Origin of the sequence: Campylobacter concisus, assembly GCF_015679985.1 — a bacterium.
GTDB lineage: Bacteria > Campylobacterota > Campylobacteria > Campylobacterales > Campylobacteraceae > Campylobacter_A > Campylobacter_A concisus_AC.
In genome coordinates this window covers 1,228,657-1,253,157 of the sequence record NZ_CP049239.1, presented here as the reverse complement: position 1 = coordinate 1,253,157, position 24,501 = coordinate 1,228,657, and the positions used below count along the sequence as shown (strand labels likewise).

At 36.2% G+C, this 24,501-nt stretch carries 26 protein-coding genes, 4 tRNA genes and 1 other RNA gene; 11 read left to right on the top strand and 20 right to left on the bottom strand.

Going from position 1 to position 24,501, the window contains the following annotated elements; genetic code table 11:
* Positions 1 to 29: 29 nt before the first annotated feature.
* Both ruvB and G5B98_RS06400 read left to right on the top strand, forming a co-directional pair.
* Positions 30 to 1,040, top strand: coding sequence for a Holliday junction branch migration DNA helicase RuvB (ruvB, locus tag G5B98_RS06405; protein ID WP_194167887.1), 1,011 nt, complete (start codon positions 30 to 32; stop codon positions 1,038 to 1,040).
* Between the two features lie 23 nt (positions 1,041 to 1,063).
* Entirely contained in the window at positions 1,064 to 2,143 is a 1,080-nt protein-coding gene (locus G5B98_RS06400) for a cytochrome C (RefSeq protein WP_196086388.1), read from the top strand.
* Here G5B98_RS06400 and G5B98_RS06395 read toward each other — a convergent pair.
* Entirely contained in the window at positions 2,131 to 2,316 is a 186-nt protein-coding gene (locus G5B98_RS06395) for a hypothetical protein (RefSeq protein ID WP_196088164.1), read from the bottom strand. The genes G5B98_RS06400 and G5B98_RS06395 overlap by 13 nt on opposite strands.
* Before the next feature lie 43 nt (positions 2,317 to 2,359).
* On the opposite strand from G5B98_RS06395, the gene G5B98_RS06390 reads away from it, so the two are divergent.
* The 3 genes from G5B98_RS06390 to G5B98_RS06380 all read left to right on the top strand — a co-directional run bounded on the left by G5B98_RS06390 (position 2,360) and on the right by G5B98_RS06380 (position 4,666).
* Positions 2,360 to 3,400, top strand: coding sequence for an AI-2E family transporter (locus tag G5B98_RS06390; protein WP_084042133.1), 1,041 nt, complete (start codon positions 2,360 to 2,362; stop codon positions 3,398 to 3,400).
* 14 nt (positions 3,401 to 3,414) lie between these two features.
* Entirely contained in the window at positions 3,415 to 3,786 is a 372-nt protein-coding gene (locus G5B98_RS06385) for an HIT family protein (protein ID WP_087579025.1), read from the top strand.
* Between the two features lie 85 nt (positions 3,787 to 3,871).
* Positions 3,872 to 4,666: a cache domain-containing protein gene (locus G5B98_RS06380; RefSeq protein ID WP_232525359.1), complete on the top strand. Its 795-nt coding sequence runs from the start codon at positions 3,872 to 3,874 to the stop codon at positions 4,664 to 4,666.
* Positions 4,667 to 4,710: 44 nt separating this feature from the next.
* On the opposite strand, the gene ssrA is transcribed toward G5B98_RS06380, so the two are convergent.
* Together ssrA and G5B98_RS06370 are read right to left on the bottom strand one after the other, a co-directional pair.
* Positions 4,711 to 5,069: a transfer-messenger RNA gene (gene ssrA / locus G5B98_RS06375) on the bottom strand.
* A gap of 26 nt (positions 5,070 to 5,095) precedes the next feature.
* Entirely contained in the window at positions 5,096 to 5,500 is a 405-nt protein-coding gene (locus tag G5B98_RS06370; protein WP_084042130.1) for a phosphorelay protein, read from the bottom strand.
* An 85-nt stretch (positions 5,501 to 5,585) separates the two neighbouring features.
* Here G5B98_RS06370 and panB point away from each other — a divergent pair, with 85 nt between their 5' ends.
* Positions 5,586 to 6,395: a 3-methyl-2-oxobutanoate hydroxymethyltransferase gene (gene panB, locus G5B98_RS06365; RefSeq protein ID WP_196086386.1), complete on the top strand. Its 810-nt coding sequence runs from the start codon at positions 5,586 to 5,588 to the stop codon at positions 6,393 to 6,395.
* Positions 6,396 to 6,432: 37 nt separating this feature from the next.
* On the opposite strand, the gene G5B98_RS06360 is transcribed toward panB, so the two are convergent.
* The 11 genes from G5B98_RS06360 to G5B98_RS06310 all read right to left on the bottom strand — a co-directional run bounded on the left by G5B98_RS06360 (position 6,433) and on the right by G5B98_RS06310 (position 13,703).
* A complete protein-coding gene (locus tag G5B98_RS06360) occupies positions 6,433 to 7,452 on the bottom strand; it encodes a bifunctional 3,4-dihydroxy-2-butanone 4-phosphate synthase/GTP cyclohydrolase II (protein WP_196086385.1) in 1,020 nt (339 codons plus the stop codon).
* A gap of 267 nt (positions 7,453 to 7,719) precedes the next feature.
* A tRNA-Asp gene (locus tag G5B98_RS06355) sits at positions 7,720 to 7,796 on the bottom strand.
* An 8-nt stretch (positions 7,797 to 7,804) separates the two neighbouring features.
* Positions 7,805 to 7,880: transfer RNA gene (locus G5B98_RS06350), tRNA-Val, on the bottom strand.
* Positions 7,881 to 7,898: 18 nt separating this feature from the next.
* Positions 7,899 to 7,974: transfer RNA gene (locus G5B98_RS06345), tRNA-Glu, on the bottom strand.
* A 13-nt stretch (positions 7,975 to 7,987) separates the two neighbouring features.
* Positions 7,988 to 8,063: transfer RNA gene (locus G5B98_RS06340), tRNA-Lys, on the bottom strand.
* Positions 8,064 to 8,633: 570 nt separating this feature from the next.
* Entirely contained in the window at positions 8,634 to 8,894 is a 261-nt protein-coding gene (gene rpsR, locus G5B98_RS06335; RefSeq protein WP_021091467.1) for a 30S ribosomal protein S18, read from the bottom strand.
* A gap of 15 nt (positions 8,895 to 8,909) precedes the next feature.
* Positions 8,910 to 9,467: a single-stranded DNA-binding protein gene (locus G5B98_RS06330; RefSeq protein WP_103579918.1), complete on the bottom strand. Its 558-nt coding sequence runs from the start codon at positions 9,465 to 9,467 to the stop codon at positions 8,910 to 8,912.
* Between the two features lie 13 nt (positions 9,468 to 9,480).
* Positions 9,481 to 9,900 (bottom strand): 30S ribosomal protein S6, encoded by a 420-nt coding sequence (gene rpsF, locus G5B98_RS06325; RefSeq protein WP_021091458.1) that lies wholly within the window; start codon positions 9,898 to 9,900, stop codon positions 9,481 to 9,483.
* Between the two features lie 77 nt (positions 9,901 to 9,977).
* Positions 9,978 to 10,976, bottom strand: a complete 999-nt coding sequence (gene holA / locus G5B98_RS06320) for a DNA polymerase III subunit delta (protein WP_196086384.1) — start codon at positions 10,974 to 10,976, stop codon at positions 9,978 to 9,980.
* On the bottom strand, positions 10,969 to 12,888 hold the full coding sequence (locus G5B98_RS06315; RefSeq protein WP_196086383.1) for an RNB domain-containing ribonuclease: 1,920 nt from the start codon (positions 12,886 to 12,888) through the stop codon (positions 10,969 to 10,971). The genes holA and G5B98_RS06315 overlap by 8 nt, the downstream gene beginning before the upstream one ends.
* Positions 12,885 to 13,703 carry an HDOD domain-containing protein gene (locus G5B98_RS06310; protein WP_021091523.1) on the bottom strand — a complete coding sequence of 273 codons (819 nt, stop codon included), beginning with the start codon at positions 13,701 to 13,703 and terminating at the stop codon, positions 12,885 to 12,887. The genes G5B98_RS06315 and G5B98_RS06310 overlap by 4 nt, the downstream gene beginning before the upstream one ends.
* 142 nt (positions 13,704 to 13,845) lie before the next feature.
* On the opposite strand from G5B98_RS06310, the gene ilvC reads away from it, so the two are divergent.
* From ilvC to ruvX, 4 genes are read left to right on the top strand one after another with little or no spacing between them, the layout of a single operon-like run.
* Complete coding sequence (gene ilvC / locus G5B98_RS06305; RefSeq protein ID WP_054196937.1) at positions 13,846 to 14,868, top strand: ketol-acid reductoisomerase; 1,023 nt, start codon at positions 13,846 to 13,848, stop codon at positions 14,866 to 14,868.
* Between the two features lie 3 nt (positions 14,869 to 14,871).
* Positions 14,872 to 16,263, top strand: a complete 1,392-nt coding sequence (locus G5B98_RS06300) for a divergent polysaccharide deacetylase family protein (protein ID WP_196086382.1) — start codon at positions 14,872 to 14,874, stop codon at positions 16,261 to 16,263.
* The gene (locus tag G5B98_RS06295; protein WP_196086381.1) at positions 16,260 to 17,030 is read left to right on the top strand and encodes a DNA-processing protein DprA; all 771 of its coding nucleotides are present in this window, start codon (positions 16,260 to 16,262) and stop codon (positions 17,028 to 17,030) included. Before G5B98_RS06300 ends, G5B98_RS06295 begins: the two co-directional genes overlap by 4 nt.
* Entirely contained in the window at positions 17,027 to 17,410 is a 384-nt protein-coding gene (gene ruvX / locus G5B98_RS06290; protein WP_196086380.1) for a Holliday junction resolvase RuvX, read from the top strand. The genes G5B98_RS06295 and ruvX overlap by 4 nt, the downstream gene beginning before the upstream one ends.
* A gap of 15 nt (positions 17,411 to 17,425) precedes the next feature.
* On the opposite strand, the gene G5B98_RS06285 is transcribed toward ruvX, so the two are convergent.
* The 6 genes from G5B98_RS06285 to G5B98_RS06260 form a co-directional block, all read right to left on the bottom strand.
* Entirely contained in the window at positions 17,426 to 18,226 is an 801-nt protein-coding gene (locus G5B98_RS06285; protein WP_196086379.1) for a hypothetical protein, read from the bottom strand.
* Positions 18,223 to 19,245 (bottom strand): tRNA preQ1(34) S-adenosylmethionine ribosyltransferase-isomerase QueA, encoded by a 1,023-nt coding sequence (gene queA, locus G5B98_RS06280; protein ID WP_196086378.1) that lies wholly within the window; start codon positions 19,243 to 19,245, stop codon positions 18,223 to 18,225. The genes G5B98_RS06285 and queA overlap by 4 nt, the downstream gene beginning before the upstream one ends.
* Positions 19,238 to 19,996 carry a twin-arginine translocase subunit TatC gene (gene tatC / locus G5B98_RS06275; RefSeq protein WP_021091515.1) on the bottom strand — a complete coding sequence of 253 codons (759 nt, stop codon included), beginning with the start codon at positions 19,994 to 19,996 and terminating at the stop codon, positions 19,238 to 19,240. The genes queA and tatC overlap by 8 nt, the downstream gene beginning before the upstream one ends.
* A complete protein-coding gene (tatB, locus tag G5B98_RS06270; protein WP_107793709.1) occupies positions 19,996 to 20,394 on the bottom strand; it encodes a Sec-independent protein translocase protein TatB in 399 nt (132 codons plus the stop codon). Before tatB ends, tatC begins: the two co-directional genes overlap by 1 nt.
* A 67-nt stretch (positions 20,395 to 20,461) precedes the next feature.
* Positions 20,462 to 21,508: a radical SAM family heme chaperone HemW gene (gene hemW, locus G5B98_RS06265; protein WP_196086377.1), complete on the bottom strand. Its 1,047-nt coding sequence runs from the start codon at positions 21,506 to 21,508 to the stop codon at positions 20,462 to 20,464.
* 55 nt (positions 21,509 to 21,563) lie between these two features.
* The gene (locus G5B98_RS06260; RefSeq protein WP_196086376.1) at positions 21,564 to 22,448 is read right to left on the bottom strand and encodes a helix-turn-helix domain-containing protein; all 885 of its coding nucleotides are present in this window, start codon (positions 22,446 to 22,448) and stop codon (positions 21,564 to 21,566) included.
* 106 nt (positions 22,449 to 22,554) lie between these two features.
* On the opposite strand from G5B98_RS06260, the gene G5B98_RS06255 reads away from it, so the two are divergent.
* Positions 22,555 to 24,501 carry a TonB-dependent receptor domain-containing protein gene (locus G5B98_RS06255; protein WP_196086375.1) on the top strand — a complete coding sequence of 649 codons (1,947 nt, stop codon included), beginning with the start codon at positions 22,555 to 22,557 and terminating at the stop codon, positions 24,499 to 24,501.

The window sequence follows — 24,501 nt, the reverse complement described above, 5'->3', positions numbered from 1 at the left end:
ATGAAGCCTTAAATTTAGAAGGAAAAACTTTGGATAGAATCGTTGAAATCGAAAAAGTAAGCTTTGAAAATGACTTTGAAGTCTCGCTTAGACCGACAAAATTTGAAGACTATATCGGACAAGAAAAGATCAAGCAAAATTTAGATGTCTTTATAAAAGCAGCCAAAAAGCGAAATGAGTGCCTAGATCACGTGCTATTTTACGGCCCTCCAGGACTTGGTAAAACCACCCTTGCTCACATCATCGCAAACGAGATGGGTGTAAGTATCAAAATGACCGCAGCGCCTATGATAGAAAAGAGTGGTGATCTTGCGGCGATCCTTACAAATTTACAAGAGGGCGACGTGCTTTTTATCGATGAGATCCACCGCCTAAGCCCAGCTATCGAGGAGGTGCTTTACCCTGCGATGGAGGACTTTAGGCTAGACATTATCATAGGCTCAGGACCAGCTGCTCAGACTATCAAGATAGACCTGCCAAAATTTACGCTAATAGGTGCGACGACGCGTGCTGGCATGATCTCAGCGCCTTTAAGAGACCGCTTTGGAATGGACTTTAGGCTGCAGTTTTACACAAGCAGCGAGCTAAGCCGTATCGTACAGATCGCATCAGCCAAGCTTGGTAAAGAGTGCGACAAAAACGCCTCTTTAGAGATCGCCAAACGCTCACGTGGCACGCCTAGGATCGCTCTTAGGCTACTAAAGCGTATCCGCGACTTTGCCGAGGTAAATGACGAGCAAATCATCAGTCACGAGCGTGCAAAAGAGGGACTTAATGCACTTGGTGTAAATTCGCTTGGATTTGATGAGATGGATATTAGGTATTTAGAAATTTTGATGCAAGCAAGGCGCCGTCCTATGGGGCTTAGCACGATCGCAGCGGCACTTAGTGAGGATGAGGGCACGGTTGAGGATGTCATCGAGCCATATCTGCTTGCAAATGGCTTTATCGAGCGCACCGCAAAGGGTAGGATCGCAAGTGCGAAGTGCTTTGAGACCTTTAACATCAAGATCGATATCGAAAAAGGGCTTTTTGAGTAGCGAAATTTAAATTTGGAGCAAAAATGGGTGAGCCACATCTTTGTCCTAAGTGCGAGCAAAGGACGATTTACTTTGATGGGATCTGCTATGATTGCAGGCAAAAAGAGAAGCTGAAGTTTTATCAAGGTTTAAGCAAGGCTGAGATTAAGCAAAAGCTAAAAAATGTCCTAGCTCACACAGACGATATAGGCAAATATGATGAAATTTATAGCGATCTTGTCTATATTTTCTACCTGCATGGCATTTGCGACGAGCAGATAATAAAAGAAGTGACCAAGCAGGGCGAATACTACCCATTTGAAATTTACAAAAACGCCCCAAGCGACGTGAGAGATGAGCTCATAAATAGTCTAAATGGCGCTGAAAATATCGTAAAAATAAATCACATCCTTTGCGCACTTGCATGGCAGGGCGATGAGGTGGTGAGGGAGCTATTTTTTAAGCTCTATAATGCGCCAAAGCCTTGGAAGGCAAAGCTTCACGTCGATACTGATGCATACGCTCAGGTTGCTGGCTGGAGCTTTGACGAGAGTGGTAAGAGAAAAAGCCTAGTTTTTGATAGGTGTTTTACATGTGAGCCAAGCCAAAACGCAGAGGCAAGCATTAAATTTAAAGCACTAAACGATGAAAAATGTAAATTTTGTAGCGGTGAGATGCTGGAATTTACAATCAAAAAAGAGAGCTTAAAACGACTTAACTTAGAGCTTAAAAACGATGCTGTGCTTAAATTTTGCCCAACATGCGTTGGCCTTGTGCAGTACTTTTGCCAAAATGATGGCAATAGCGTGCAAACAGAGGTAGTAGGTGAGGGTGATAGCGAAGATTATTTAAGAGATGCTGTGGCAACGCTCGATGGGCAAAATTTCGAGCTAGCTAGCGAGGTTTGCGCTCACTACTCATATATGATAGATAGCGAAATTTTGCTTGGTGGATATCCGCAGTGGGAGCAAGATGCTGAGTATTTAAAATGTCCAAAATGTAGCAAAAGCATGAAATATCTAGCACAAATTCCTCTTGGAAGTCTAGTAGATGGCGAGGGAACTATATATGTTCAAGTCTGTGATGAATGCGAGATCATTGGGGCAAATTTTCAGTGTACGTAAAAGGCTAAATTTATAGGAGCTTTTGAGCTAGAAATTTTGCGTAAAACTATAAATTTATCTAAATTTACTAAGCGCCAGTAGCATGCTAAAAATATCAAAAGCCTAGCCACACTTGCTAGCTTTGCAAGCTTGATGGCAAAGAGATTGAGCAAATTTGGGAAGCAAATGAGCAACTTTGATAAATTTGCTATAATTACCCCATTTTAAGGGAGCAAGATGAACAATAGACTATTTTTTGGAATTTTTGTATTTTGCGCTTTGGCGTTGGTGGTCTATCTTTTTAAACCTTATCTGCTTGATATTTTTATCGCTGCACTGCTTGCTGTCGCGGTTTCAAATGTCCAAATCGCATTTTTATCGCTTACCAAAAACCGCAAGACGCTTTCATCGGCTCTTACCACATCTGTGCTTCTTTGCTTATTTATCGCCCCACTTCTTTATGCGGTGGTTGAGATCGCAAAATACGCGGCTGGCTTTGATATAAACAATGTTACAAAGACTATCGAATTTATCAAAAATTATGATTTTAGGATGCCTGAGTCGATAAATTTTTTAGAGCCAAAGATAAAAGAATTTATTGGCGGACTTGATATTAAGATGCTTTTTTCTCAACTTGCGACAAATCTTGCAAGCCTGGGCAAGTTAAGCCTTAAATTTGGCGTTGATATGATCATTATTTTGGTCTTTTTTTTCTTTTGCAATCTTTACGGCAATGAACTAATCAGCTATCTAAAATATGCACTTCCGCTAAAACAAGATGACACAGAGTCTATTTTAAGCGAGGTTGGCAACGTGATGAGCGTGGTTTTTTATTCAACCATTGCAAATATGATAATACAAGGCTTTTTGTTTGCTATTATCACAAGCTTTTACGGATATGATGGCGTGCTAACTGGTATCTTTTTTAGCTTTGCTTCGCTTATCCCAGTTGTTGGCGGTATTTTGGCATGGGGGCCTATTAGTATTTATGAGTTTGCAAATGGCAACATAGCAGCAGCGATAACTATCGCAATTTATACGATCGTAGTGATCTCATTTGCAGCTGATACGCTTTTAAAACCACTTGTTATTAAATTTATAAACTCGAAGCTGGTTAAAATACCAACAAAAATAAATGAACTTCTTATATTTTTTGCGATGCTTGCAGGCATCACGACATTTGGGTTTTGGGGTGTGATCCTTGGACCAGCGATCGTAACATTTTTTATCTCGACTATCAAACTTTATACGCTTTTAAGAGAGAGAAATTTCGTATAAAAATAGGAGCAAATATGATCTATGAAGATAAATTTATAAAAATCGAGCGTGAAGACAATGAACTTCCATGGATAAAAATTTTTACCATTAAGCCATTTCGTGAGCTAAGCGATTGCGATGAAGCGAGTAGGGCAAGGCTTTTTGAGGCGATGCTGGTGGCTGAAAAGGCGATGCTTGAGTTTTATAAACCAACTAAGATAAACATCGCAAGCTTTGGAAACTACGTACCACACGTGCATATTCATGTTATTGCTAGATTTAGTGATGACGCATTTTTTCCAGATAGTGTGTGGGCAGCTGCTAAGAGAAAAAGCGAGCTTGTGTTGCCAGAATTTGATAAATTTGCAAAATTTTTAGAAGAAAAGTTAAGGGCTAGTTTTGAATAAATATAAAAAATATTTTAATGTCTATATCATTTTTATCTTTATTATAGTGCTTGGAGGGCTTTTTTATTTTCTTTATAGCTCTTATATGGCTGAAAAGATGCAAAATAATATGCGAGTCTTTTTTGATTATCAGGTAAAACAGCTTAATAAAAGCATAGATGATGAGAAATTTTCATCAATGGCGATCTCTATCTTGCTTGCTCAAAATGAGTCTATACAAACGTGCTTGCTAGGGCAAAGTCGCGATGAATGTATAAAAAATATCGAAAATTTAACCAAAACCCTTGGCGCAGCTTCGATGTATAACAACATTAAGCTTCATATTTATGATAAAGATCTAAAAAGCTATGTAAGGAGTTGGGATCTAAACAGATATGGCGATATGATCGCTAGTAGTAGGTTTTTAGTGCAAGAGTCAAGGCATCAAAACAAGCCCATGGTTGGCATCGAGGCGTGGTATGCTGGAACACATATAAGGGCTGTCTCAAACGTAATACGTGATGGTAAAATTATTGGTAACATCGAGGTTTTGTTAAATTTTGACTCACTTGGAAATTATTTTAAAAAGCAAGGAATTGATCTATTTGTTCTTTTGGCAAAAGACAAGATGCCATCTCGTAAAAGCATTCCAAGTGATCAAATTTTAAATGATTATTACATCGAAAATTTAAGCAGTGCAAATTTAAACATAGTAGGTTTTTTGCGTGATATTAATTTTAAAGAATATGAATTTTACGTTTATAAAACGCACTACTTTTGCGTGGTACCACTAATAGATGCTAGCAACACACAGATAGGCTATTATGTGCTTCATGTAAATACTAATGAAAAAGAGCGAAATATTTCACAAAATTATTTTGAGTCAGAAGAGCTTTTTTAATTTAAGCTATTTAATAAAATTTTTATTTGTATTTTAGATAAAAATGGTGGAAGCGAGGGGGATCGAACCCCTGTCCAAAAACAAAATGCATACAGCCTCTACACGCTTAGCAAAAGTGAAAATTTCATCTAAAAAGGCTCACTTTCCAAAACCAAAATTTAGACTAAGACTAAAATTTCAGCTAGCAAGCAGTCACTTTGCGAGCCTACTCTAGCTAAATTACTTGCTTTTGTCCTAGCTAGAATTAGACTAAGCAAGGCTCAACTGAACTTACGCAGCTTTAGCGTAAGCAGGAGCGAAATTAACGTTGTTTGCGTTTAAATTTAATTTGAGCTTTTTACGCTTTGCTCAAAGCGACGTGCCACCGTACACACTCTGCTCCTGTCGAAGCCAAGTCGCTCCCAAAAAATAAAATGGTTAGTGAATTATTTAGTTAAGTTTTGCAGGCACATCAATGATTTTTGGCTCAAGAACGCTAAAATATTCAAAATCGTTCTCTACATCATCTTTATATTTATTAAACTGATCGCTAATAAGTAGTAACCAATCTATAAATTTATCATTTGCTGGCCCTTTTAGACTTCTTGCTTCTTGAGCTATCTCTTCAGCTAAAGTTGTAAGCTTTAATATCGGATCAAGATGCATGAATCCTGCTGCTGATTTAATATTATGAAAAATCCTAGTAAGCTCTAAGATACTATCTTTATATTTATCAGCTCTTCCTAAATTTATTATCAAAGGCTCGAGTAAATCGCACATTAAAGCATAGTGAGATAAAAATTCTTCAACTATGTCATAAGAGTAATCTATTTCAAGCCTTTTTAATATACCCATTTTTATGTCCTTAAGAAATTGGCGTAATTGTAGCAAAAATTTGATAAAATTGTTAGCCTTTTAGGTAAAATCCTTGGAGCTTGCAATGAAAAATGAAAAAACTCAGAAGAAAAAATTAAGCATAAATGATATAAAAAACAAAAAAGGCATTGACCCTATTGTAATGATAACAGCCTATGATGCGTTATTTGCTAAGCTTTTTAATGATTATGCTGATATTATTTTGGTTGGCGATAGCTTAAATATGAGTTTTAATATGCAAGAAAGCACGATAAGTGCGGACATGAATACCATGCTTTATCATACAAAGGCTGTTTGTAACGGAGCTAAAAATACTTTTATCATGGCTGATATGCCATTTGGTAGTTACACAAATGAAAAGCAAGCGATAAAAAATGCGATGAAATTTTTCAAACAGACAAATGCCGATGCGGTAAAGCTCGAAGTTGGCATGCACCAAGTAAATTTAGTGAAGCGCCTTTGTGAAGAGGGCATAAATGTTATGGCTCACATTGGTTTAAAGCCTCAGTTTTATAAATTTGAAGGCGGTTATAAGATAAAAGGCAGAAGCGAGATCGAGGCAAAAAAACTAATTGACGAGGCTTTGGCGTTCGAGCAAGCTGGAACATTTGGTATCTTGCTTGAAGGTACGATGAGTAGTGTGGCTAGCGAGATAACAAAGCAAGTTCATATACCAGTTATTGGCATTGGGTCTGGGGTAAATGTCGATGGACAAGTGCTTGTGTGGTCTGATATGCTTGGTTTTTTTGAAGACTTTAAACCAAAATTTGTAAAACACTATCTTGATGGAGCGGATATTGTAAGAAAGAGTGTGCAATCCTACGCAAATGATGTAAAAGGCAAAATTTTCCCAAGTGAAGAATTTTGCTACTAGGATGATTAATATCCGCATTAAATAGAACGTGACAAAATTAAATTTCTTTATAGCCTTTTATATCAAGACCAAAACCTGCAAGGCTTACAAATTCTTTATTTTTATTTGAGCTTAAAAGCTCAATTTCACTTATGCCAAAATACTTTAAAATTTGTGCCCCAATGCCATAATCTTTTTGCGAGCTTGTATCGCTTTTATTGCTGTCTAAAAATAGCAACACTCCGCCATTTTTACTTAAAAAATCCAATGCCTTTAATAAATTATCAAATTTATCTCCGCTTAAAAGCTCATGGTCTTTGCTTATTTTTTGAAATTTTACATTAGTTTGCGCTTTTATCTCTCCGAAAACATAGGCAGCGTGATTTTTATTTTCGTGATCTTTTATGTCATATCTTTTTGCTTCAAAACCACAGATTTTTACACTCTTTGCAGGCGAAACTTCTATTAAGCTTTCGTGACTAAGTCTGTATTCTACTAATTCAGAAACGCTTATCATATTTAGGTTAAATTTTTTACAGAATTCTTCCAAATAATCACGTCTTGCCATTGTGCCATCTTCTTTTACGATCTCACAAATCGCTGCCATTGGGCTAACGCCAGCGAGTTTGCAAAGATCAACTGATCCTTCAGTGTGACCTGTACGAACGAGGACGCCACCTTTTTTTGCAATAAGCGGAAATATATGCCCAGGCCTTACAAAATTTTCAGGCACTGAATCAATACTAGCAGCAAGTCTAATCGTCATATCTCGCTCATAAGCACTTACGCCTGTCGTTGCTTCCTTTGCGTCAATTGTGACAGTAAATGCGGTTTCGTGACTAGATGTATTTTTAGAAACCATTAGCGGCAAATCAAGTCTTTTTGCGTTTGCTTCATCCATTGCAAGGCAAAGCACACCTTTTGCATGAGTGATTGCAAAATTTACCTTTTGCATATCGCTGCTTGCCGCCGAAAAGACCAAGTCTCCTTCATTCTCACGGTCTTCGTCATCGACCATAATTACCATTTTGCCATTTTTTATATCTTCAATCGCTTTTAATACATTTTCAAATGCCATAAATTTCCCTTATTAAATTTTTACGATTATATTGATTTTTTGATAACTTAGAGATAAAAATATTAATTTTTGATTTATCTTGTATCAATTATCTAGAAATTTTAGTAAAAGATTTATTTTTAAATATATGCGATTTAGTGGTGATAACTTAGATTTTATTTCTCAATTTATTTTATATGTAAAATTTTAAAATATAAATTTTTAATAAAATTCACTATTTTTAAGAATAACAATAACTGGGAAAAATGGAAGTTAAAGAATAAATGATGGCGCAGCGGACGGGGCTCGAACCCGCGACCTCCGCCGTGACAGGGCGGCATTCTAACCAACTGAACTACCGCTGCACCTAAAATGGTGGTCGCTATAAGACTCGAACTTATGACATCCACCTTGTAAGGGTGGCGCTCTACCAACTGAGCTAAGCGACCTAAAATTTAAAAAATATCTGGCGACCCTTAGAGGATTTGAACCTCTGTTTCTACACAGAGAAAGTAGAGTCCTGAGCCACTAGACGAAAGGGTCATAAACCCAAAAATGGTGTCCTGCGTTGGATTCGAACCAACGGCCCCCTCATTAAAAGTGAGATGCTCTACCGACTGAGCTAGCAAGACATTTGTTTAAAAAAGAATTGAGATTATACAAAAAACATTATTACATGTCAAGAAAAGGATGTTTAAAATTTGTTTTTGGCTAATATTAATTGTACGGTTAAGCTGATTTGACATTGGTAAATTTTTAAAATAAAAAATACATAATAAAGGCCATTTGTAAGATATGCGGACACCAAATGGATGAATATTGGATTTACTAAGATATGTTTTTATTGTAAAGTTCTTCTATATTAAGCATCTTACTTTTTAGCCTCATGTGAATAGCTATTGCTATACGATAGATGATGTGTGATTCATAATAGTAAGAATTGTGGTAAATCGACGACATTGATTGCACATATGGCTAAATAAGTTATTTTTGAACTAAAGAGTTGTTTAAAGACAGTATATATTTGAGATGTCTACTTGAATAAATTCTATTTACCTCGTGCAAGTTAAATCAAAATTATAGATAGTACTTGAAAAATATTTTGAACTGTGTTCAATAAATAAAAATCTGTAAGAATATAAATCTAGGATATTTAGGATTAGGATTAAACCCCGTTAATAGGGGCTTAATAAGTTAATTAATTATAGTCCATCAAAAGGATTTGAAACTACATCTTTGCGATCTACTATGTAAGGTATAATAGCTGCATGACGAGCTCTTTTGATCGCTTTTTCTACCATCTCTTGATGTCTTTTTGATGTGCCAGTTAAACGTCTTGGCATGATTTTAAATCTCTCTGATAAACAATACTTTAAAAGAGAAGTATCTTTATAATCTATAAAATCAATTTTTGCTTCTGTAAATTTGCAATATTTACGTGAATATTTTCTTTTTTCTGCCATTTTCTATCCTTTAAATTAAAACGGTATTTCGTTGTCGCCATCAAAATTATCGGCGTCAATGTTTATATCAGGGATTTTTTCCTCATAGTACTCTTCTTGTACTTTTTTATTTTGTGGTTGCATTTGCTGTCTTTGTGATGCTGAATTTTGATATCCACCATTACCATAGCTATTATTTGAACCATTATTTCGTTGTTGTGAGTACGAACTATTTTGATTAAATCCACCTTGACTTTGTCCATTAGCTCCGCTATTTCCGCCAAGCATCTCCATATTTTCAACTACGATTGAGTGCTTTGAACGGTTTTGTCCGTTATTGTCGGTCCATTGATCAAATTTTAATCTTCCTTCAACCAGAAGCTTGGAGCCTTTGCTTAAATATTGATTTGCTATCTCAGCTGATTTGCCAAAGAACGATATGTCAATAAAGCATGTCTCTTCACGTTTTTCGCCGTTAGTATTAAATTTTCTAGTAACAGCAATACCGGAATTTCCTATAGCAGATCCACTAGTAGTGTATCTTAGCTCGATATCTCTTGTTAAATTCCCAACCAGTACTACTTTATTGAACATTTTTGATCCTTGATTATTCTTCTGTAAAAGTTTGCTCGTCTACTTTTTCAACTCTTGGCTCACGCGGTGCTCTTGGCTCACGAGGCTCTTTTTTTATAGTTTGTTTGATACCTTTGCAAAGTCTTTCCCAAGCTGCGATTTCGCGTTTATTTTCATATTTAACGCTTAAAAATCTTATGATATCTTCAGTGATCCTTACATTTCTTGTAAGCTCTGCAAGAAGTGCTGGTGGTGCTTTGTAATAGATAACAAAATATGTTCCACGCTCATATTTTTTGATGGTATAAGCTAGTTTTCTAGTGCCCATCTCAACGACAGTAGCGATTTCGCCGCCATTTTTTGTTATAACTTCTTTTACGAAGTCAACTTTAGCTTTAACTTCCTCTTCCGTTAGTGTCGGCTTAAGAATAAATAAAAGCTCGTAATGTTTCATTTCTTCTCCTTATGGATATTTAGCTCACTTTGTGAGCAAGGATTTTGCATTAAGCAAGGGTGGATTTTAGCTTAAAGTTACTTAATATTTGCTGTTGATATGAGGTGTTGTAAATTTAAAATAGTTGATAATACAAAAATTTCTTTATCCATTTTTGTATTTGTTTTTAGCTCTAACTCGGCTAAATTTAGCGTTTTAAATATCTCTAAATAGGCGTTTAAATTTAGTTTTAGACTATTTGCTTTTAATAAATTTGCGACATTTACAGGCGGTTGATAACCAATTGCCTCATCTAAATTTAATCGGCCATTTATCTTTATATAAGAGTAAATTTTAAATAGTCTAAAAAATGCTTTGTAAAGCGAATTTAGAAGTAAAATTTCATTAAAATTTGGATCTTCTAGATAGGTAAAAAAGTCGTTTTTTATGTCTTTTAGAGCCATAAATTTGTTAAAAAAATCATCAAAATTTATCCCGCCAAGTCCAAAAACTAGCCTTTTTACATCATCTTGTTCGATGTGTGTGTTTAGGCTCTTTAGCTTTGTTAGCTCGCTTGCTGCAAGGTATAAATTTTCATTATGCGTAAAGTAAAGCTCGTAAAGTGCGTTTTTGGTTATGTTTAGACCAATTTTAGCTGCGCTTTTAGCTAGCAAATTTATCGCTTCATCTGGAGTTGAGGGCTTGAAAAATCTAGCAAAATTTGTCCCAAAAGTCTTTTGTGTATCAAAAACTAGTTTCATATCGGACTCATAAAGCTCAAACAAAAAGTAGCTGTCCTGGCTTTTTGAACAAAGCGAGATGAGCTCTTTTAGCTCTTTTGCTGGGATCTTTTTGTCGCTTTTTACATATAGGATGTTTTTGCCACCAAAAAGCGACTGCTCGCTTAGATGAGAGCTTGCTTGCGCGTAGTTGTACTCGTCAAAATAAAGGCTTAATAGATTTGCATCTTCGCTTGAGTAAAAGCTCAAAATTTCCTTACCAAAAAGTTCGATCTGAAACTCATCCGCCCCAAAAAGCAAGAAGTAGTTGCTCAAATTTGCATTTGCTAAATTTAGCTCCAAATCTTTTCTATACATCGATCTTTCTTACCACTTTTGCAAAAATTTTAGCACTTGCGATGTCGGCCTCTGTGATCTTTACGACAAGCTTTTGAAGTAAATTTGCGCTGTATCCTGTTATAAAAATCCTAGCTCCGACAAAATAATCATCAAGCTTAGCAACCAAGACATTTTGGTTTTCGCTCACATAGCAGCGCACCTCTTTGCCGATGTTTGCGGCTGCCCAGCGTGCAAATTTCCTATCCATAAAGTCGTAGGCTACCTTGTCGGCCTCTCTTTCAAGCTCGCTTAAATTTGCGCAGGTGCTTTGGATGTTTAAAAGCAAAAAGTTGTAAAGCTTGTCATCTTTTGAAATTTTAGCCTTTAAAAGTCTGTGTAAAATGAGATCAGAATAGCGTCTAATAGGGCTTGTAAAGTGCGTGTATCTATCAAATCCAAGCCCAAAGTGACCTAAATTTTCACTTGAGTACTCAGCTTTTTTTTGAGACTTGATGATGAGCTTATCTATCTCTTCGCGGTTACCAAGTTCATCGGCTTTTAGCTGTACTTTTCTTATTAAATTTGCAAGATCGTTTTCATAAGTAAAGTCAAGCCCCAAAAGTTGCAAATCTTCAAGTAATGTATCTATCTTTTTAAAATCAGGCGAAGCATGGTTTCTAAAAACGCCTTTTGTGATGAGCTTTGCGGCAGCTTTGTTCGCTAAAAGCATGCAGTCCTCGACAAGTCTATGTGAGTCAGAGTCGCTTTCAAATCTAGTTTGTAAAATTTGACCCTCTTCATCAAGACTCATTCTCAGCTCTTTTGTCCTAAATTCAAATGCATGCAAAAGCCTTTTTTTGCGAAGCTTTGTGGTAAGTTTAAAAAGTAGCTTGACCCATGAAATTTCACACTCTCTTTTGCCTTCTAAAATTTCATCGATCTCGTCGTAGTTAAAGCGCCTTTTTGAAAGGATGATCGCTTCAAAAAGCTCCTCTTTTTTTACCTCATTATTCGCATCAAGTGAAATTTTAAAGCAAAATGCAAGGCGCGGCACATCTGGCTTTAGCGAGCAGATATTTTCACTTAGCGCGCGTGGCAACATCGGCACTGAAATGTGCGGAAAGTAGATAGAAAAGCCTCTTTTTTTAGCCTCGCTGTCAATAGCGCTATATGCGGTCACATACTCGCTTACATCAGCGATTGCGACATAAATTTCTCGCTTTTTCTCATCAAAATATATGGCATCGTCAAAGTCTTTGGCATCGACTGGATCGATCGTACAAAACTCTAAATTTCTTAGATCAACTCTATTTGGATACATGCTAGCATCGACTTCGTCGCCAAAAGCCTTTGCCTCAAGCTCGCAGGCCTCGCTAAATTTATCGTTTTTATTATAAATAGCAAGCGAAATTTTCTCATCGCTTAATGGGTCTTCTAAATTTCCTAAAACCTCAACTATCTCGTTGTTTAGGTTATTTATCTTTAGTAGCGTCCTAAGTGGGAGCATCTTTAGGCTTTTTTGCGTCGCTTTTAAGGTCGTGCTTAGTCCAGTTTTTAAATTTACTCCTAAAATGGCCGCTCCAAAGCGTTTTGTATAGACCACACTTGTCTCATTTGCAAGCTTTAGACTCATCACTATCTTAGCGCTTTGGCGTTTTTTCTTAAGCGGTAAAAGCTTTGCTAACACGATATCGCCAAGGTGAGAGTTGTTTAAATTTTTATTTTCTACAATGATATCTTGCTTGAAGCGTTTATCAAACGGCATGATAAAGCCAGTTGCGTTTTGACTGATGTCTAGCTTGCCGCAGACGTAGCCATTGTTTAGGTAAAATTTATCTTTATTAGAGCTTACAGCACCAAGATTTAAGAGATTTCGTAAAATCTCTTTATCTTCGTTTGAAACTTCTTTTTCCTTGATGCCAACTAGTAGTGATGTTAGAAATTCTTTCACAAATTATCTTTGACTTTAGCGACAGCCATTAAAAACGTATCATGTCCAAAGCCGTATTCGTCAAGAAGAGGTAGAGTATTTTGTATGCTTATATCATCAAGTTGATTAAAAATATTTACAGCTGTTTTTATCACTTTTAGGGCTTTTGCATAGTCTTTTATATGATCTGGTGCCTCTTCTGGATTATTTGAATAGAGTATTGAGCTGCTAAGCTCTGTCTCAAGGTTCCATTGTTCAAAAATTTTAGCTGTAACTTCTTCATTTGACATATCTAAAATTTCTGTTTCAAATAGAGCAAGATCAATTGGACTAGATATATTTTTAAGTTTTTCTCTAAATTCGACGTCTTGCTTATTTTCAGCTAATTCATGAGCAAGAACTATCTTGCCAATCTCAAGCATAAATGAAGCTGGAGATAGAATTTCTAGACTTTTAGGATTAACTTTAGAATGCCAATTGTACATCAGTGCATTTTGTATTATTGAGATATTTAAAAAATCTTGTGTAGTAATACCATAAGGCTCTAAATTTATAGAAAAACTCTTTTTAATCGTACTTGAAAGTGCAAAACCACGAATGGTAGCCATACCAAAAAGAGAAATAGCTCTTGCTATGGTTGTGATCTCTTGAGAAAACCCATAAAGTGGAGAGTTTGCTGAACGCAAGATATTTGCTGTTAGCATCGGATCCTTTTCGACCACTTTTGTAAGATCACTTATTGAGCTGTTTTCATCCGCATGTAAGCGTTGAATTTGTATAACTGTGTCATCTAATGGTGGAAGTGCTTTGATTTTTTTAAAAACTGATTCATTCATTGAGTTATCTCTTTTTTTGAAATTTCAGCGTATTTTATCAAAATAAATTATCATAAAACTTAAAAAGAGTTTCTATATATTTCAGCCGAATTTTTGCTGGCTAAAGTTATAATTTTGCCAAATTTTAATAATAGGAGTAACAATGGCTATAAATGTTTATTATGATAAAGACTGCGATTTAAGCCTTATTCAAAGTAAAAAAGTAGCAATCATCGGCTTTGGTTCACAAGGTCATGCACATGCTGAAAATTTAAGAGATAACGGTGTAAGCGTTGTAATTGGCCTTTCAAAAGGTGGCAAAAGCTGGGCAAAAGCTGAAGCAAAAGGCTTTGAGGTAAAAACCGTAAGTGAAGCTACAAAAGGCGCTGATGTGGTTATGATTTTAACTCCAGATGAGCTTCAAGCAGAAATTTATAAAAATGAGATCGAGCCAAATTTAAAAGATCATGCTGCTATCGCATTTGGACATGGTTTTAATGTTCATTTTGGTCAAATCAAAGCTCCAGCAAATATAGATGTCATCATGATCGCTCCAAAAGCTCCAGGACATACAGTTAGAAGCGAATTTGTAAGAGGTGGTGGCATACCTGATCTTATCGCTGTTGAGCAAAATGCAAGTGGAAAGGCAAAAGAGATCGCTCTAAGCTATGCTTGCGGTATAGGCGGCGGTAGAACTGGCATCATTGAGACAACATTTAAAGATGAAACTGAAACAGATTTGTTTGGTGAGCAAGCTGTTCTTTGTGGCGGTCTTTGCGCGCTAGTAAATGCTGGTTTTGATACGCTTGTAGAGGCTGGTTATGAGCCTGAGATGGCGTATTTTGAATGCTTACATGAGCTAAAATTAATCGTTGATTTGATGTATCAAGGTGGCATGGCCGATATGCGCTACTCTATCTCAAATACCGCTGAATACGGTGATTATGTAAGCGGTGTAAGAGTGGTTGGTGAAGAGAGTAGAAAAGCCATGAAGGAAGTTTTAAAAGAGATTCAAAATGGCAAATTTGCAAAAGACTTTATCCTAGAGAGAAAAGCAGGATATGTTAGAATGAACGCTGAGCGCGGTATAGCTGAGAGAAGTTTGCTAAATCAAACTGGCAAAAAACTTCGCGCAATGATGCCTTGGATAACTAACGGCAAACTTATAGATCAAAATAAAAACTAAGCCTTGAGCGAAAAAAAGACTACAAAGAAGCGACCTACAAAAAAGAGTGCAGGTCGCTCTAATAACAAAACCTATCTTGGTATCGGCATTATCGCAGCTATTTTAATAATAGCACTTAGCGTAGCTCTTAGTATAAAAAATAATGGTACAGAGCAGATAAGTAAAGCAAATGAGCCAAAGGTAGAGGAGCAAATTTCTAAAAAAGCTGAGCCAAAGGTTGCCAGTAAAGAGAAAAAACAAGAATACGAAAAGAGAAAATACCCTCTAAAATTTGATGAAGATGAAAATTTAAGTAAAATTTTTACTGATCCTAAGCATAAAAGTGAGCTTGCTTTAAATTCAAAAGCTGAGCCAAAAGAGCAAAAGAAGATAGCTGAAGTAAAGAGTGAAGCCAAAAAAGAAGAGATAAAAAAAGAGCAAAACGATACTAAAAATTTACTTGCAAGTTATAAAAACACAGAGCCTAGCGTAATAGAAAATGAACAAAAGATAGAGTCATTTTATAGCTCAAAAATCGAACAAAAAACTGAGCTAAAATCTCAAAATTTTGAAGTAAAAGTCGATCAAAATAAAAGTACTGAAATAGAAAAAAAAGAGAAATTTAAAAACGAGAACATAAAAGTCGAGCCAGCTAAAAAAGCTGAAAATTTAACTACCAAAAAGATAGAAAAAACAAAATACGAAGAAAAAAATATAAAAAAAGATAGTTTTGAAGCGGTACCTTTTACGCCAAATACTAGTGTAAAAGGGCGCGCAAAGCTCGTCATCATAATAGATGATGTAGCGACATTTGAACATGCAAGTATGATAAAGTCGCTTGGCCTAAAAATTACGCCGTCTATTTTTCCAGCGACAAAGACTCATCCAGATACGCCAAATATCGCAAGAACATTTGAGTTTTACATGATACATCTTCCGATGCAAGCAAAACACTTTGATAGCCCAGAGATAGGAACTCTCACGATCAACGAGAGTTTTGAGAGCATGCACAAAAAGATAAAAAAGATACGCAAAGACTTCCCGCGTGCAAAATATACAAACAACCATACAGGATCACGCTTCACAAGCGATTTTGATGCTATGGATAAGGCTTATAGGGCGCTGATAGAGCAGGGCTTTGTCTTTGTTGACAGCAAAACTATCGCTCAAACCGCAGTAGCAAGAGCTGCAAAAAAACATAATCAGCCATACATTTCAAGAGATATATTTTTAGACGACGATCCATCGGCTAGTGCTGTTAGACGTGAGCTTGTGGCTGCTGTAAATTTGGCTAAAAAAAGAGGCTATGCGATCGCCATCGGGCATCCAAAGAAAAATACGATCGCAGTGATAAAAGAGAGCAAAAATAATCTTTTAAAAGATGTTGATGTGGTTTATTTAAAAGATATTTTATGAGACTTGACTTTATCCCAGAGCCACTAAATAGACTAAAAAATCCACCAAAACAGCTAAATTTTATCGGAGATACTTCACTTTTATCTTTACCAAAGATCGCAGTTGTTGGCTCAAGAAAGGCAAGTGTTTATACAAAAGAGTGTGTTGTAGCACTTTGTGCAGCACTAAAAAGTGCAAACGTCTGTGTGGTAAGTGGCGGAGCAATCGGCGTGGATATCGCGGCTCATAAAGCTGCTATGCCACGAACGATTGGCATTTTTGCGAGCGGACTTGACACCATCTATCCAAGCCAAAATAAAGCGCCGATAAATGAAATTTATGAAAAAGCCTTGGCTCTTAGTGAGTATGACGAAGGCGAGCCACCACTTGCTTATAGATTTTTGGAGCGAAACCGCATAGTTGTGGGGCTTTGTGAAGCTCTGGTTGTCGCGCAAGCTGATCTTAAAAGTGGTTCTATGCAAAGTGCAAGGCTTGCAAATGAGCTTAAAATTCCAGTTTATGTACTGCCACAGCGCATGGGCGAAAGCGATGGGACAAATTTTTTGCTTGCAAATAAAAAAGCCGAGCTTATCGATGACTATCATAAATTTGTTTCAATTTTTGGTGAGATAAAAGAGCAAGAAAAAACTAGTGACGAGATCTTAAAATTTTGTAAAAATGGCGTAAGTCTTGATGAAGTTTTGACAAAATTTGGTGATATCATCTATGAGTACGAGCTTGAAGGGCTAGTTGAAATTTCAAATCTAAGAGTAAAGAGCGTGCTATGAGAGAGAAATTTATGGCTATTGATGTTGGGCTAAAGCGAATAGGACTTGCCTTTGGTTTTGGCGAGATCGTGACTCCGCTTGAGCCAGTGCTTAGAAAAAATAGAAATCAAGCCGCAAGAGATGTGAGCCAAAAGGTAAATAAATATACCCCAGATACGCTAGTAGTGGGTGTGCCAATCGGCGGTAGTAGTGAAGATGAGATGAGAAGACGCATCGAGCATTTTGTCTCACTTCTTGATGTAAAGGCAAATATTGTCTATCAAGATGAAGCCTTTAGTAGCAGTGAAGCCAGTGAAATTTACACCAATACAAGACGAGATGGTAGGCTAGATAGCATTTCAGCCACTATTATTTTAAAAAGATATCTTGGGATAAATTAAAAAGTAAAAATCGGTCTATTTCTCAAGCGAATTTTTAAAAGCTAGCTGAAAGCTATCTGTGCTAAAGGGCTGCTTTAATACTGTGACATGATTTGGCAGATCGTTAGCCGACTCATCGTTTTTGCAAATGGCTACAATACGAAAATTTTTAATATTTTTAAACTCAAGTATATCTTCTAGCATCGCTTCATTTTTTAAAATTTTACTATCGATAAAAATAACAAATGGAGTAAAAATAGAATCTTTTATATGTCTCATTAGATTGCTAAGGTCGTTTTTGCCGATAACTTTTAGACCTAAAAAATTTATCTGAGCACTAATGGTGTCAAACAAAGCATCGTCATCGCAAGCGACTAAGATATTTGTATTTGTTTGATTTTTGATATTTATTTGTCTTTGGATGGCTCTATCGCCTGTTAGTGCCGCGCTAAAAGATATTAAAAATTCTCCATCATTATGAGAGATTATAGATTCATTTGCTTTTTTTAGATAGTTATTTATCTTGCTGAGATAGTAGTGGCTTGGCCTCATTACGCTATGGCTAGATTTTATCTTAATGTCAAAATGTACAGATTTGGGACTATAATTTTTAAGCTGAAAAAGAATGTAAATGTCTGCATATTCGGTAGAGTAAAGGAAAAATTTGCAAATATTTTCAAGTGTTTTTATGAGATTTGTAGCATCAAATTTTAAAAACCTTGGATAACTTGGATCGTAACTAAAAATGATGGAATTTTTAGTGTCTTGCGCATCTTGGTATATGGCTCTAAGAAAAATTTCCATTCTGTTTATGATATCGATAGGTTTATCTTTCATATTATCAACATCCCGTCGCCGTATGAGTAAAATCTATACTTTTCATCAACTGCCGTTTTATAAATTCTCATCGTCTCTTCAAGCCCTATGAAGCTAGTAACTAGCATTATTAGAGTTGATTTTGGTAGATGAAAATTTGTAAGAAGGTAGTTTTGTCTAATTGGTTTATTATTTAGGTTTAAAAATAACTTACAAAAGCCATTTGCTTGCTTGCTTCTTGCAAATTCTTCAACACATCTAGTAACCGTCGTGCCAACGCCAAGGATTGGTTTATTAGAATTTATAATCTCTTGAGCTTGCTCGCTTAGCTCGTAAAATTCTGAGTGCATTTTATGGTCATTTATATTTTGGCACTCCACGCCTTTAAATGTCCCAGCGCCAACGTGGAGCGTAATGTAGGCGACTTCATGCTTTGCTTTTATCTGCTCTAGCATTTGTTCACTTATATGAAGGCTAGCTGTCGGAGCTGCCACTGCGCCACTATTTTTGGCAAATATGCTTTGATACCAGCTCTCATCATCCTTTGTATCAGCTCTTTTAATGTATGGCGGAAGCGGGACGTGGCCGATCTTTTCAAGCTCACTAAAAAGGCGAACGTTATCAAGCAAAACGCCATTTTGCGAAAAATTTACCACCCTTGTACCATCGTCATTTAGCTCAAGCACATTTACTTTTAGATTATCAGGAAAATTTAAAACGCTACCAGCGCTTACTTTGCCTCTTATATAGACACTAAATTTATTCTCGCCTATGGGCTGATTTAGCATCACTTCGCAAGCCCCACCGCTTTCTTTTTGTCCTAAAATGCGAGCTTTGATAACTTTTGTGTTATTAAAAATGACCGCTGCGTCCTCTGGGATGAGGCTGGAGAGATCTTTAAATTTGTAGTGTTTTATCTCTTTTGTATTTTTAAAATAGACAAGCAATCTTGCCTCTTCTTTTGGCAAAACTGGCTCCTTTGCGATGAGCTCTTCTGGCAAAAAATAATCATAACTTGAGATGTCGTTTATATTACTCATCGCTTGCTACGTCGCTGTCTTGTTCTTCTTTTTCGTCTTCATCGTCGCTCTTGTTAGCTCTTTTAGCGACGATTATTGAAATTCCATAAAGTCCGATGAGTGGCAGTGCCATTAAGACTTGACTTATCACATCAGGTGGTGTAACGATAGCTGCAAAGATAAAGATGATAACGACAGCGTATCTGAAGTAATCTTTTAGCATCTTGTCATCGACAAGTCCGATCTTTGCTAAGAAAAATGTAATGACTGGTAGCTCAAATGAAATTCCAAAGCCAATTAGTAGTTTTGCAAAAAAGCCAACATACTCGCCAATGCTTGGTAGTGCCGTAAAGAGCTGGCCACCAAAATTTACCAAAAATGCAAAGCCAAGTGGAATCACCACGTAGTAACAAAACGCCGCCCCACACGCAAACATAAATGAAGCTGAGATTACAAATGGGATCACATATTTTTTTTCATTGTCATAAAGTCCAGGGGCGACAAATAGCCAAAACTGCCAAAAAATGATAGGTAGCGCGATCACGACACCGGCAAAAAATGCAACCTTCATTGCTGTAAAAAATGGCTCTTGAATTTGAGTAAATATGATATTTGAGCCAGCTGGCAATACCTGTTTTAGCGGTTCGCTCATCCATGCAAGCAGTGGGTTCCAAAACGTAAAGCAGATGCCAAAGCAGACAAAAACGCTTACTATGCTTATAAAAAGTCTCTTTCTAAGTTCGATTAAATGGGGTCTTAGCTCTTCAAACATTACGCCTCTTTTTTATCGTTTAAGATCGCATCTTTAACTAAATTTGTTGGATTTTGTATATTTTCTACCGTTTTTTTCGTGTCGCTTACGACATTTTGTATGTCGTTTGTGATATCAGTAGCGCTTTTCTTGATCTCGTCAAGCTCTTCAAAAGTAAGCTTTTTGCGCACATTCTGCGTGCTTTTAGTTATGCTTTCTTTATATTTTTGAGCATCTTCTTTTAGCTCAGCTATCTTCATCTCTTGATCAAATGTTGATTTTGCGTCATTTATGCCTTTTTTAAACATTTTTAGAAATTTTGCAATCTGAACCATCGCGCTTGGCAGCTTGTCAGGACCTAAAACTAACACTGCAATAATGGCGATAACTAAGATTTCAGAAAAACTCATTCCAAACATTTTTGCCTCTATTAAATTTTATTTAAGCTTTGTATTTTATCTTGACTTTGCTCAAAATTTTATAAATTTAGCCCTCGATAAAGAGTGCGATCTCGTCGCTTAGTAAGAAATTTGGATTGTAAAATTTGCCATTTTTAAAGAGTAGTTTTTCATTTTCTACAAGTAGATTCGCCCTTTTTTTCTGAGCCTCACTTAATCGTCCAGCCTCCACGCCAACTATGCTTCTAAGCCCTAAAAATATATGCTCTCTTACTAGCTCGCTTTGACTTAAAATTTCTTTTTTTCTGTAAGTTGGTTGTGAGATGTAGGCATCTATGCTGTTTTTGGCGTAGTATCTGATGCCATCCACGAAGCCCACGCTGTAAGCCCCTACACCAAGGTAGTTTTTGGCTTGCCAGTAGCCAAGATTGTGCTTGCAAATCTGCCCGTAATTTGAAATTTCATACTGCCCAAAGCCAGCAAGCCCAATTTGCTCTATCATAAATTTAGCCAGGCTGTCGCTATCTTTTTTATAACTTTTTTTACCAGCAAATGGAGTATTTTCTTCAAGAGTGAGCGAGTAGGCGCTTAGATGCGTGATAGCAATACTTTTTAAATTTTCAACCTCAGCCAAAAGGCGCTTTTTAGTGTCAAATTTGGTGTCATAGATGAGGTCTAAATTTATATTGCTAAAGCCAGCTTTCTGGGCATTTTCTATAGCTTTAAAAATTTGCTCCCTGCTGTGAATGCGACCAAGAAATTTAAGCTTATCTTCAAAAAAACTTTGAGCACCAAAGCTTATGCGATTTGCCCCTAAATTTTTAACATGTTTTAGCCAAGTAAGGCTTGCTGAGTTTGGATTTGCCTCGAGAGTGATCTCGGTTGTTGGTGTGCAAAGAGGCATTAAAATGCTAAAAATTTCATCATAAAATTTAGCATTTACCGCGCTTGGTGTGCCGCCACCAAAAAAGATGGTTGAGATTTCTTTTACATTTTGGCTTTGTAGCTGAAAATTTAGATCAAAGCAAAGTGCCTTAAAATAGGCGCTAGCCTTGTTAAATTCGTCGTCACTTGAGCCAAAAGCACAATAAGGACATTTGCTTTCGCAAAATGGCACGTGGATATAAACTTGCAAATTTCTCTCTTTTTAAAATTTTGGCGATTATAAGAAATTTGGTATTTATAGCAGTTTAAAAGTAGCTTTTGGTCTTTAAGAGTTTGCTTGGCAAAAAGCCAAAATTTATCTTAAAAATTTTTGCAAAATGTGCAGTATTTGTATAACCTACGATATTTGCGGCTTCTTTTATGCTGATATCATTTTGCTCTAAAAGAGTAAAAGCCAGCTTTAGACGCTCTTTTGCTAAGAGTTGATAGATCGTATCTTTGAAAAATAGCTTAAAATTTTTCTTTAGCCAAAAGTCATTTGTGCCACAAAGATGGGATAGCTCCTTGATGCTTGGAGGATTTTGCATGCGACTTAATAAGATCGTTTTAGCCTTTAAAAGAGTCTTTTCTTCGTCACTGCTAAGTGAAATTTCGCTCTCTTTTCGTATTTTACTTTTGTAAATAAGCTCTAAAATTTTTGATTCGGTAAAAATTTCCCTCATCGCGCCTTCATATAAATTTGTCGTATCAAGTTCATTTAAAACGCAAATTTGAGCTAAATCTTTTTTGTATTTCAAAAGCTCAAATTTATCATCAAATCTAAGCCCAGCAAATATCTCAAGCTTATTTGCATAGCTTTCGTCAAAAAGTAGTGTTTTTGTCTTATAAAATTTATTTTGATACTCAAAGACACCCTTAAAATCATCATTAACAAGCCCAATGCAAAATTCATCTTTGTTTAAAATATACTCTTTTCTATCAAGCTTAAAGCAAAGATCATTTTTATCCTCATTAAACATTAAAAATAGATATTTTTTAGACTTGTGACGATCTCTTTTTATCCTACCATTACATAAAATTTCACTTTTTAGATAGCTGATGCCACTGCTTTGCTTGAAAAACTCCACGCTTACTTGTTTTTCCTTTTGAGATATTTTGCTCGTTCCATATTTTTTGTCTAAATTTATCATTTTATCCCTCAAGCGTTAAATTTAATCCCTTTAGCGTTACGTATGATATTGATAACGATTATTTAATTTTAGTAAAATGTGTATTAAATTTTTATAAGGAGTTTTTGTGAAAAGTGCATTAAAAATTTCTATTTGTGCGGCAATTTTTATAAATTTACCGCTTTTTGCAAATGAAGATAAGGTTCTACCAGAAGTTAAAGTAGTAAGTGCGACAGGATTTGAGCAAAATATCAAAGACGCACCAGCAACGCTTAGCGTTATAACCAAAGAGGCATTAGAAAAGAAAAATCACAAAGATATCGAGAGCATGACAAAGGATATCCCAAGTCTTTTTGGAACGACTCCCGAAGCGGCAAATAGACGAGGAATTTCTATACGTGGATTCTCTCCAAGATTTACTAAAATTTTAGTAAATGGCATGCCAGTACCAGGCGATAACGCCTATAAAGGGCTTAGAAGCGTTGGAGGCTCATATAGTTTCATTCCGCCAGCAAGTGCGATAAGCCGTATTGAAGTGATACGTGGACCTATGAGCTCGCTTTATGGAAGTGACGCGCTAGGCGGAGTTATAAATATCATTACAGATGAGTTTAGCAATGAATTTGGCGCAAATCTTGGCTCAAGCTATAAATTTGCTAGAAATAAAAATATAAGCGGTGAGCTTTACAATAGCCTTTATTTGCACTCTGGACTAATTGATGATGTTTTAAGTGTTTCTGTTTATGGTAAAAATTTAAATAAATCAGAAGATAAAATTTCTTATGCAAACAGAGAGCAAAAGGATAGAAATTTTGGTGCGAAGCTATTTTTGAAGCCAAATGAAAATAATGATCTTACGCTTGAGCTTGCAAGAAGCGATGTGAAATATAAAAGAACTAAAGGCAAAACACTATCAACTGGCACTAACTCAGTTGCTAGCGAGAGAATAAAAGGCGATGTGATAAATTTAAGCCACGAAGCAAGGCTTGACAATATCTTGCTTCAAAGCTATTTATCTTATGGCAAGCTAAAAGAGACAGCTCAACAAAATTTGACGCTAAAGACTCTAAATTTTGATACAAAAGGCTCATATTTTACTGATAATAACGCCTTTACATTAGGAATAAATGCTAAAAGAGAAAAGCTAGATGAAAAGGCAACCACAGCGGACGCTGCGAATGTAAAAAGGTATGATTATTCGGTCTATGCTGAAGATGATTATCGCCTTATAAAAGACTTTATCTTAAGCACAGGAATTCGCTATAACTACGATGAGAACTATGGTTCGCACGTTTCACCAAGAATTTATGGTATCTATAACTTAAATGACTTTTTTGCCCTAAAAGGCGGAGTTAGCACAGGTTATGCGACACCTGATATCAAGCAGCGCACGCAAGATCTTGCTTTGCCATTTGCCGGAGGACGTGGAGCACAGCTTGGTAGAAGTAGTCTTAAGCCAGAGACAAGCGTAAGTTATGAATTTGGTGGCGTTTATAATAACAATGAAGGTTTTGAAACGTCTTTAACTGGCTTTTACACAAGTTTTAAAGATATGCTAAGTTACAGGCCTATATGCTCAAGAGGCAGTGTTTGCAGGCATAAAGGCAAAATTTATCCAAATGGTATTTGGGAGAGTATAAATATCGGTAAAGCTGAAATTTATGGAGTTGAGCTAACAAATGAGTGGCAGGTGACAAATGCTCTCAGGTTAAATCAAAGCTATGTTTATACAAAATCAAAACAAAAAGATGGATCAGAAGTTGGTAAAAGCTTAAACAACTATCCGCTTCATACATTTAAATTTGGAGCAAATTATGAGCTAAATAGATGGCTAAATTTCTGGTCACAGATAAATTATTATGGTAGAACTAAAAACTCATTTAGCTATGCTGATGATATGAGGGCTTACGTTATCGCAGATCTTGGCATAAACTATAATGTAACTAAAAATTTCAGCCTAAACTTAAGCGTCTATAATCTCTTTAACGAGTTTTTTACGACAAGATCAGGCAGATATGATGTTTTGATAGTCGATGGACAAAAGATCGAGCTTGGCTTTAATTTGAAGTTTTAA

Coding starts and splice junctions, on each gene's coding strand:
- G5B98_RS06400 (WP_196086388.1), top strand. CDS start 1,064: ATGGGTGAGCCACATCTTTGTCCTAAGTGCGAGCAAAGGACGATTTAC.
- G5B98_RS06390 (WP_084042133.1), top strand. CDS start 2,360: ATGAACAATAGACTATTTTTTGGAATTTTTGTATTTTGCGCTTTGGCG.
- G5B98_RS06385 (WP_087579025.1), top strand. CDS start 3,415: ATGATCTATGAAGATAAATTTATAAAAATCGAGCGTGAAGACAATGAA.
- G5B98_RS06380 (WP_232525359.1), top strand. CDS start 3,872: ATGGCTGAAAAGATGCAAAATAATATGCGAGTCTTTTTTGATTATCAG.
- G5B98_RS06370 (WP_084042130.1), bottom strand. CDS start 5,500: ATGGGTATATTAAAAAGGCTTGAAATAGATTACTCTTATGACATAGTT.
- panB (WP_196086386.1), top strand. CDS start 5,586: ATGAAAAATGAAAAAACTCAGAAGAAAAAATTAAGCATAAATGATATA.
- G5B98_RS06360 (WP_196086385.1), bottom strand. CDS start 7,452: ATGGCATTTGAAAATGTATTAAAAGCGATTGAAGATATAAAAAATGGC.
- rpsR (WP_021091467.1), bottom strand. CDS start 8,894: ATGGCAGAAAAAAGAAAATATTCACGTAAATATTGCAAATTTACAGAA.
- G5B98_RS06330 (WP_103579918.1), bottom strand. CDS start 9,467: ATGTTCAATAAAGTAGTACTGGTTGGGAATTTAACAAGAGATATCGAG.
- rpsF (WP_021091458.1), bottom strand. CDS start 9,900: ATGAAACATTACGAGCTTTTATTTATTCTTAAGCCGACACTAACGGAA.
- holA (WP_196086384.1), bottom strand. CDS start 10,976: ATGTATAGAAAAGATTTGGAGCTAAATTTAGCAAATGCAAATTTGAGC.
- G5B98_RS06310 (WP_021091523.1), bottom strand. CDS start 13,703: ATGAATGAATCAGTTTTTAAAAAAATCAAAGCACTTCCACCATTAGAT.
- ilvC (WP_054196937.1), top strand. CDS start 13,846: ATGGCTATAAATGTTTATTATGATAAAGACTGCGATTTAAGCCTTATT.
- G5B98_RS06295 (WP_196086381.1), top strand. CDS start 16,260: ATGAGACTTGACTTTATCCCAGAGCCACTAAATAGACTAAAAAATCCA.
- ruvX (WP_196086380.1), top strand. CDS start 17,027: ATGAGAGAGAAATTTATGGCTATTGATGTTGGGCTAAAGCGAATAGGA.
- G5B98_RS06285 (WP_196086379.1), bottom strand. CDS start 18,226: ATGAAAGATAAACCTATCGATATCATAAACAGAATGGAAATTTTTCTT.
- queA (WP_196086378.1), bottom strand. CDS start 19,245: ATGAGTAATATAAACGACATCTCAAGTTATGATTATTTTTTGCCAGAA.
- tatC (WP_021091515.1), bottom strand. CDS start 19,996: ATGTTTGAAGAGCTAAGACCCCATTTAATCGAACTTAGAAAGAGACTT.
- tatB (WP_107793709.1), bottom strand. CDS start 20,394: ATGTTTGGAATGAGTTTTTCTGAAATCTTAGTTATCGCCATTATTGCA.
- G5B98_RS06260 (WP_196086376.1), bottom strand. CDS start 22,448: ATGATAAATTTAGACAAAAAATATGGAACGAGCAAAATATCTCAAAAG.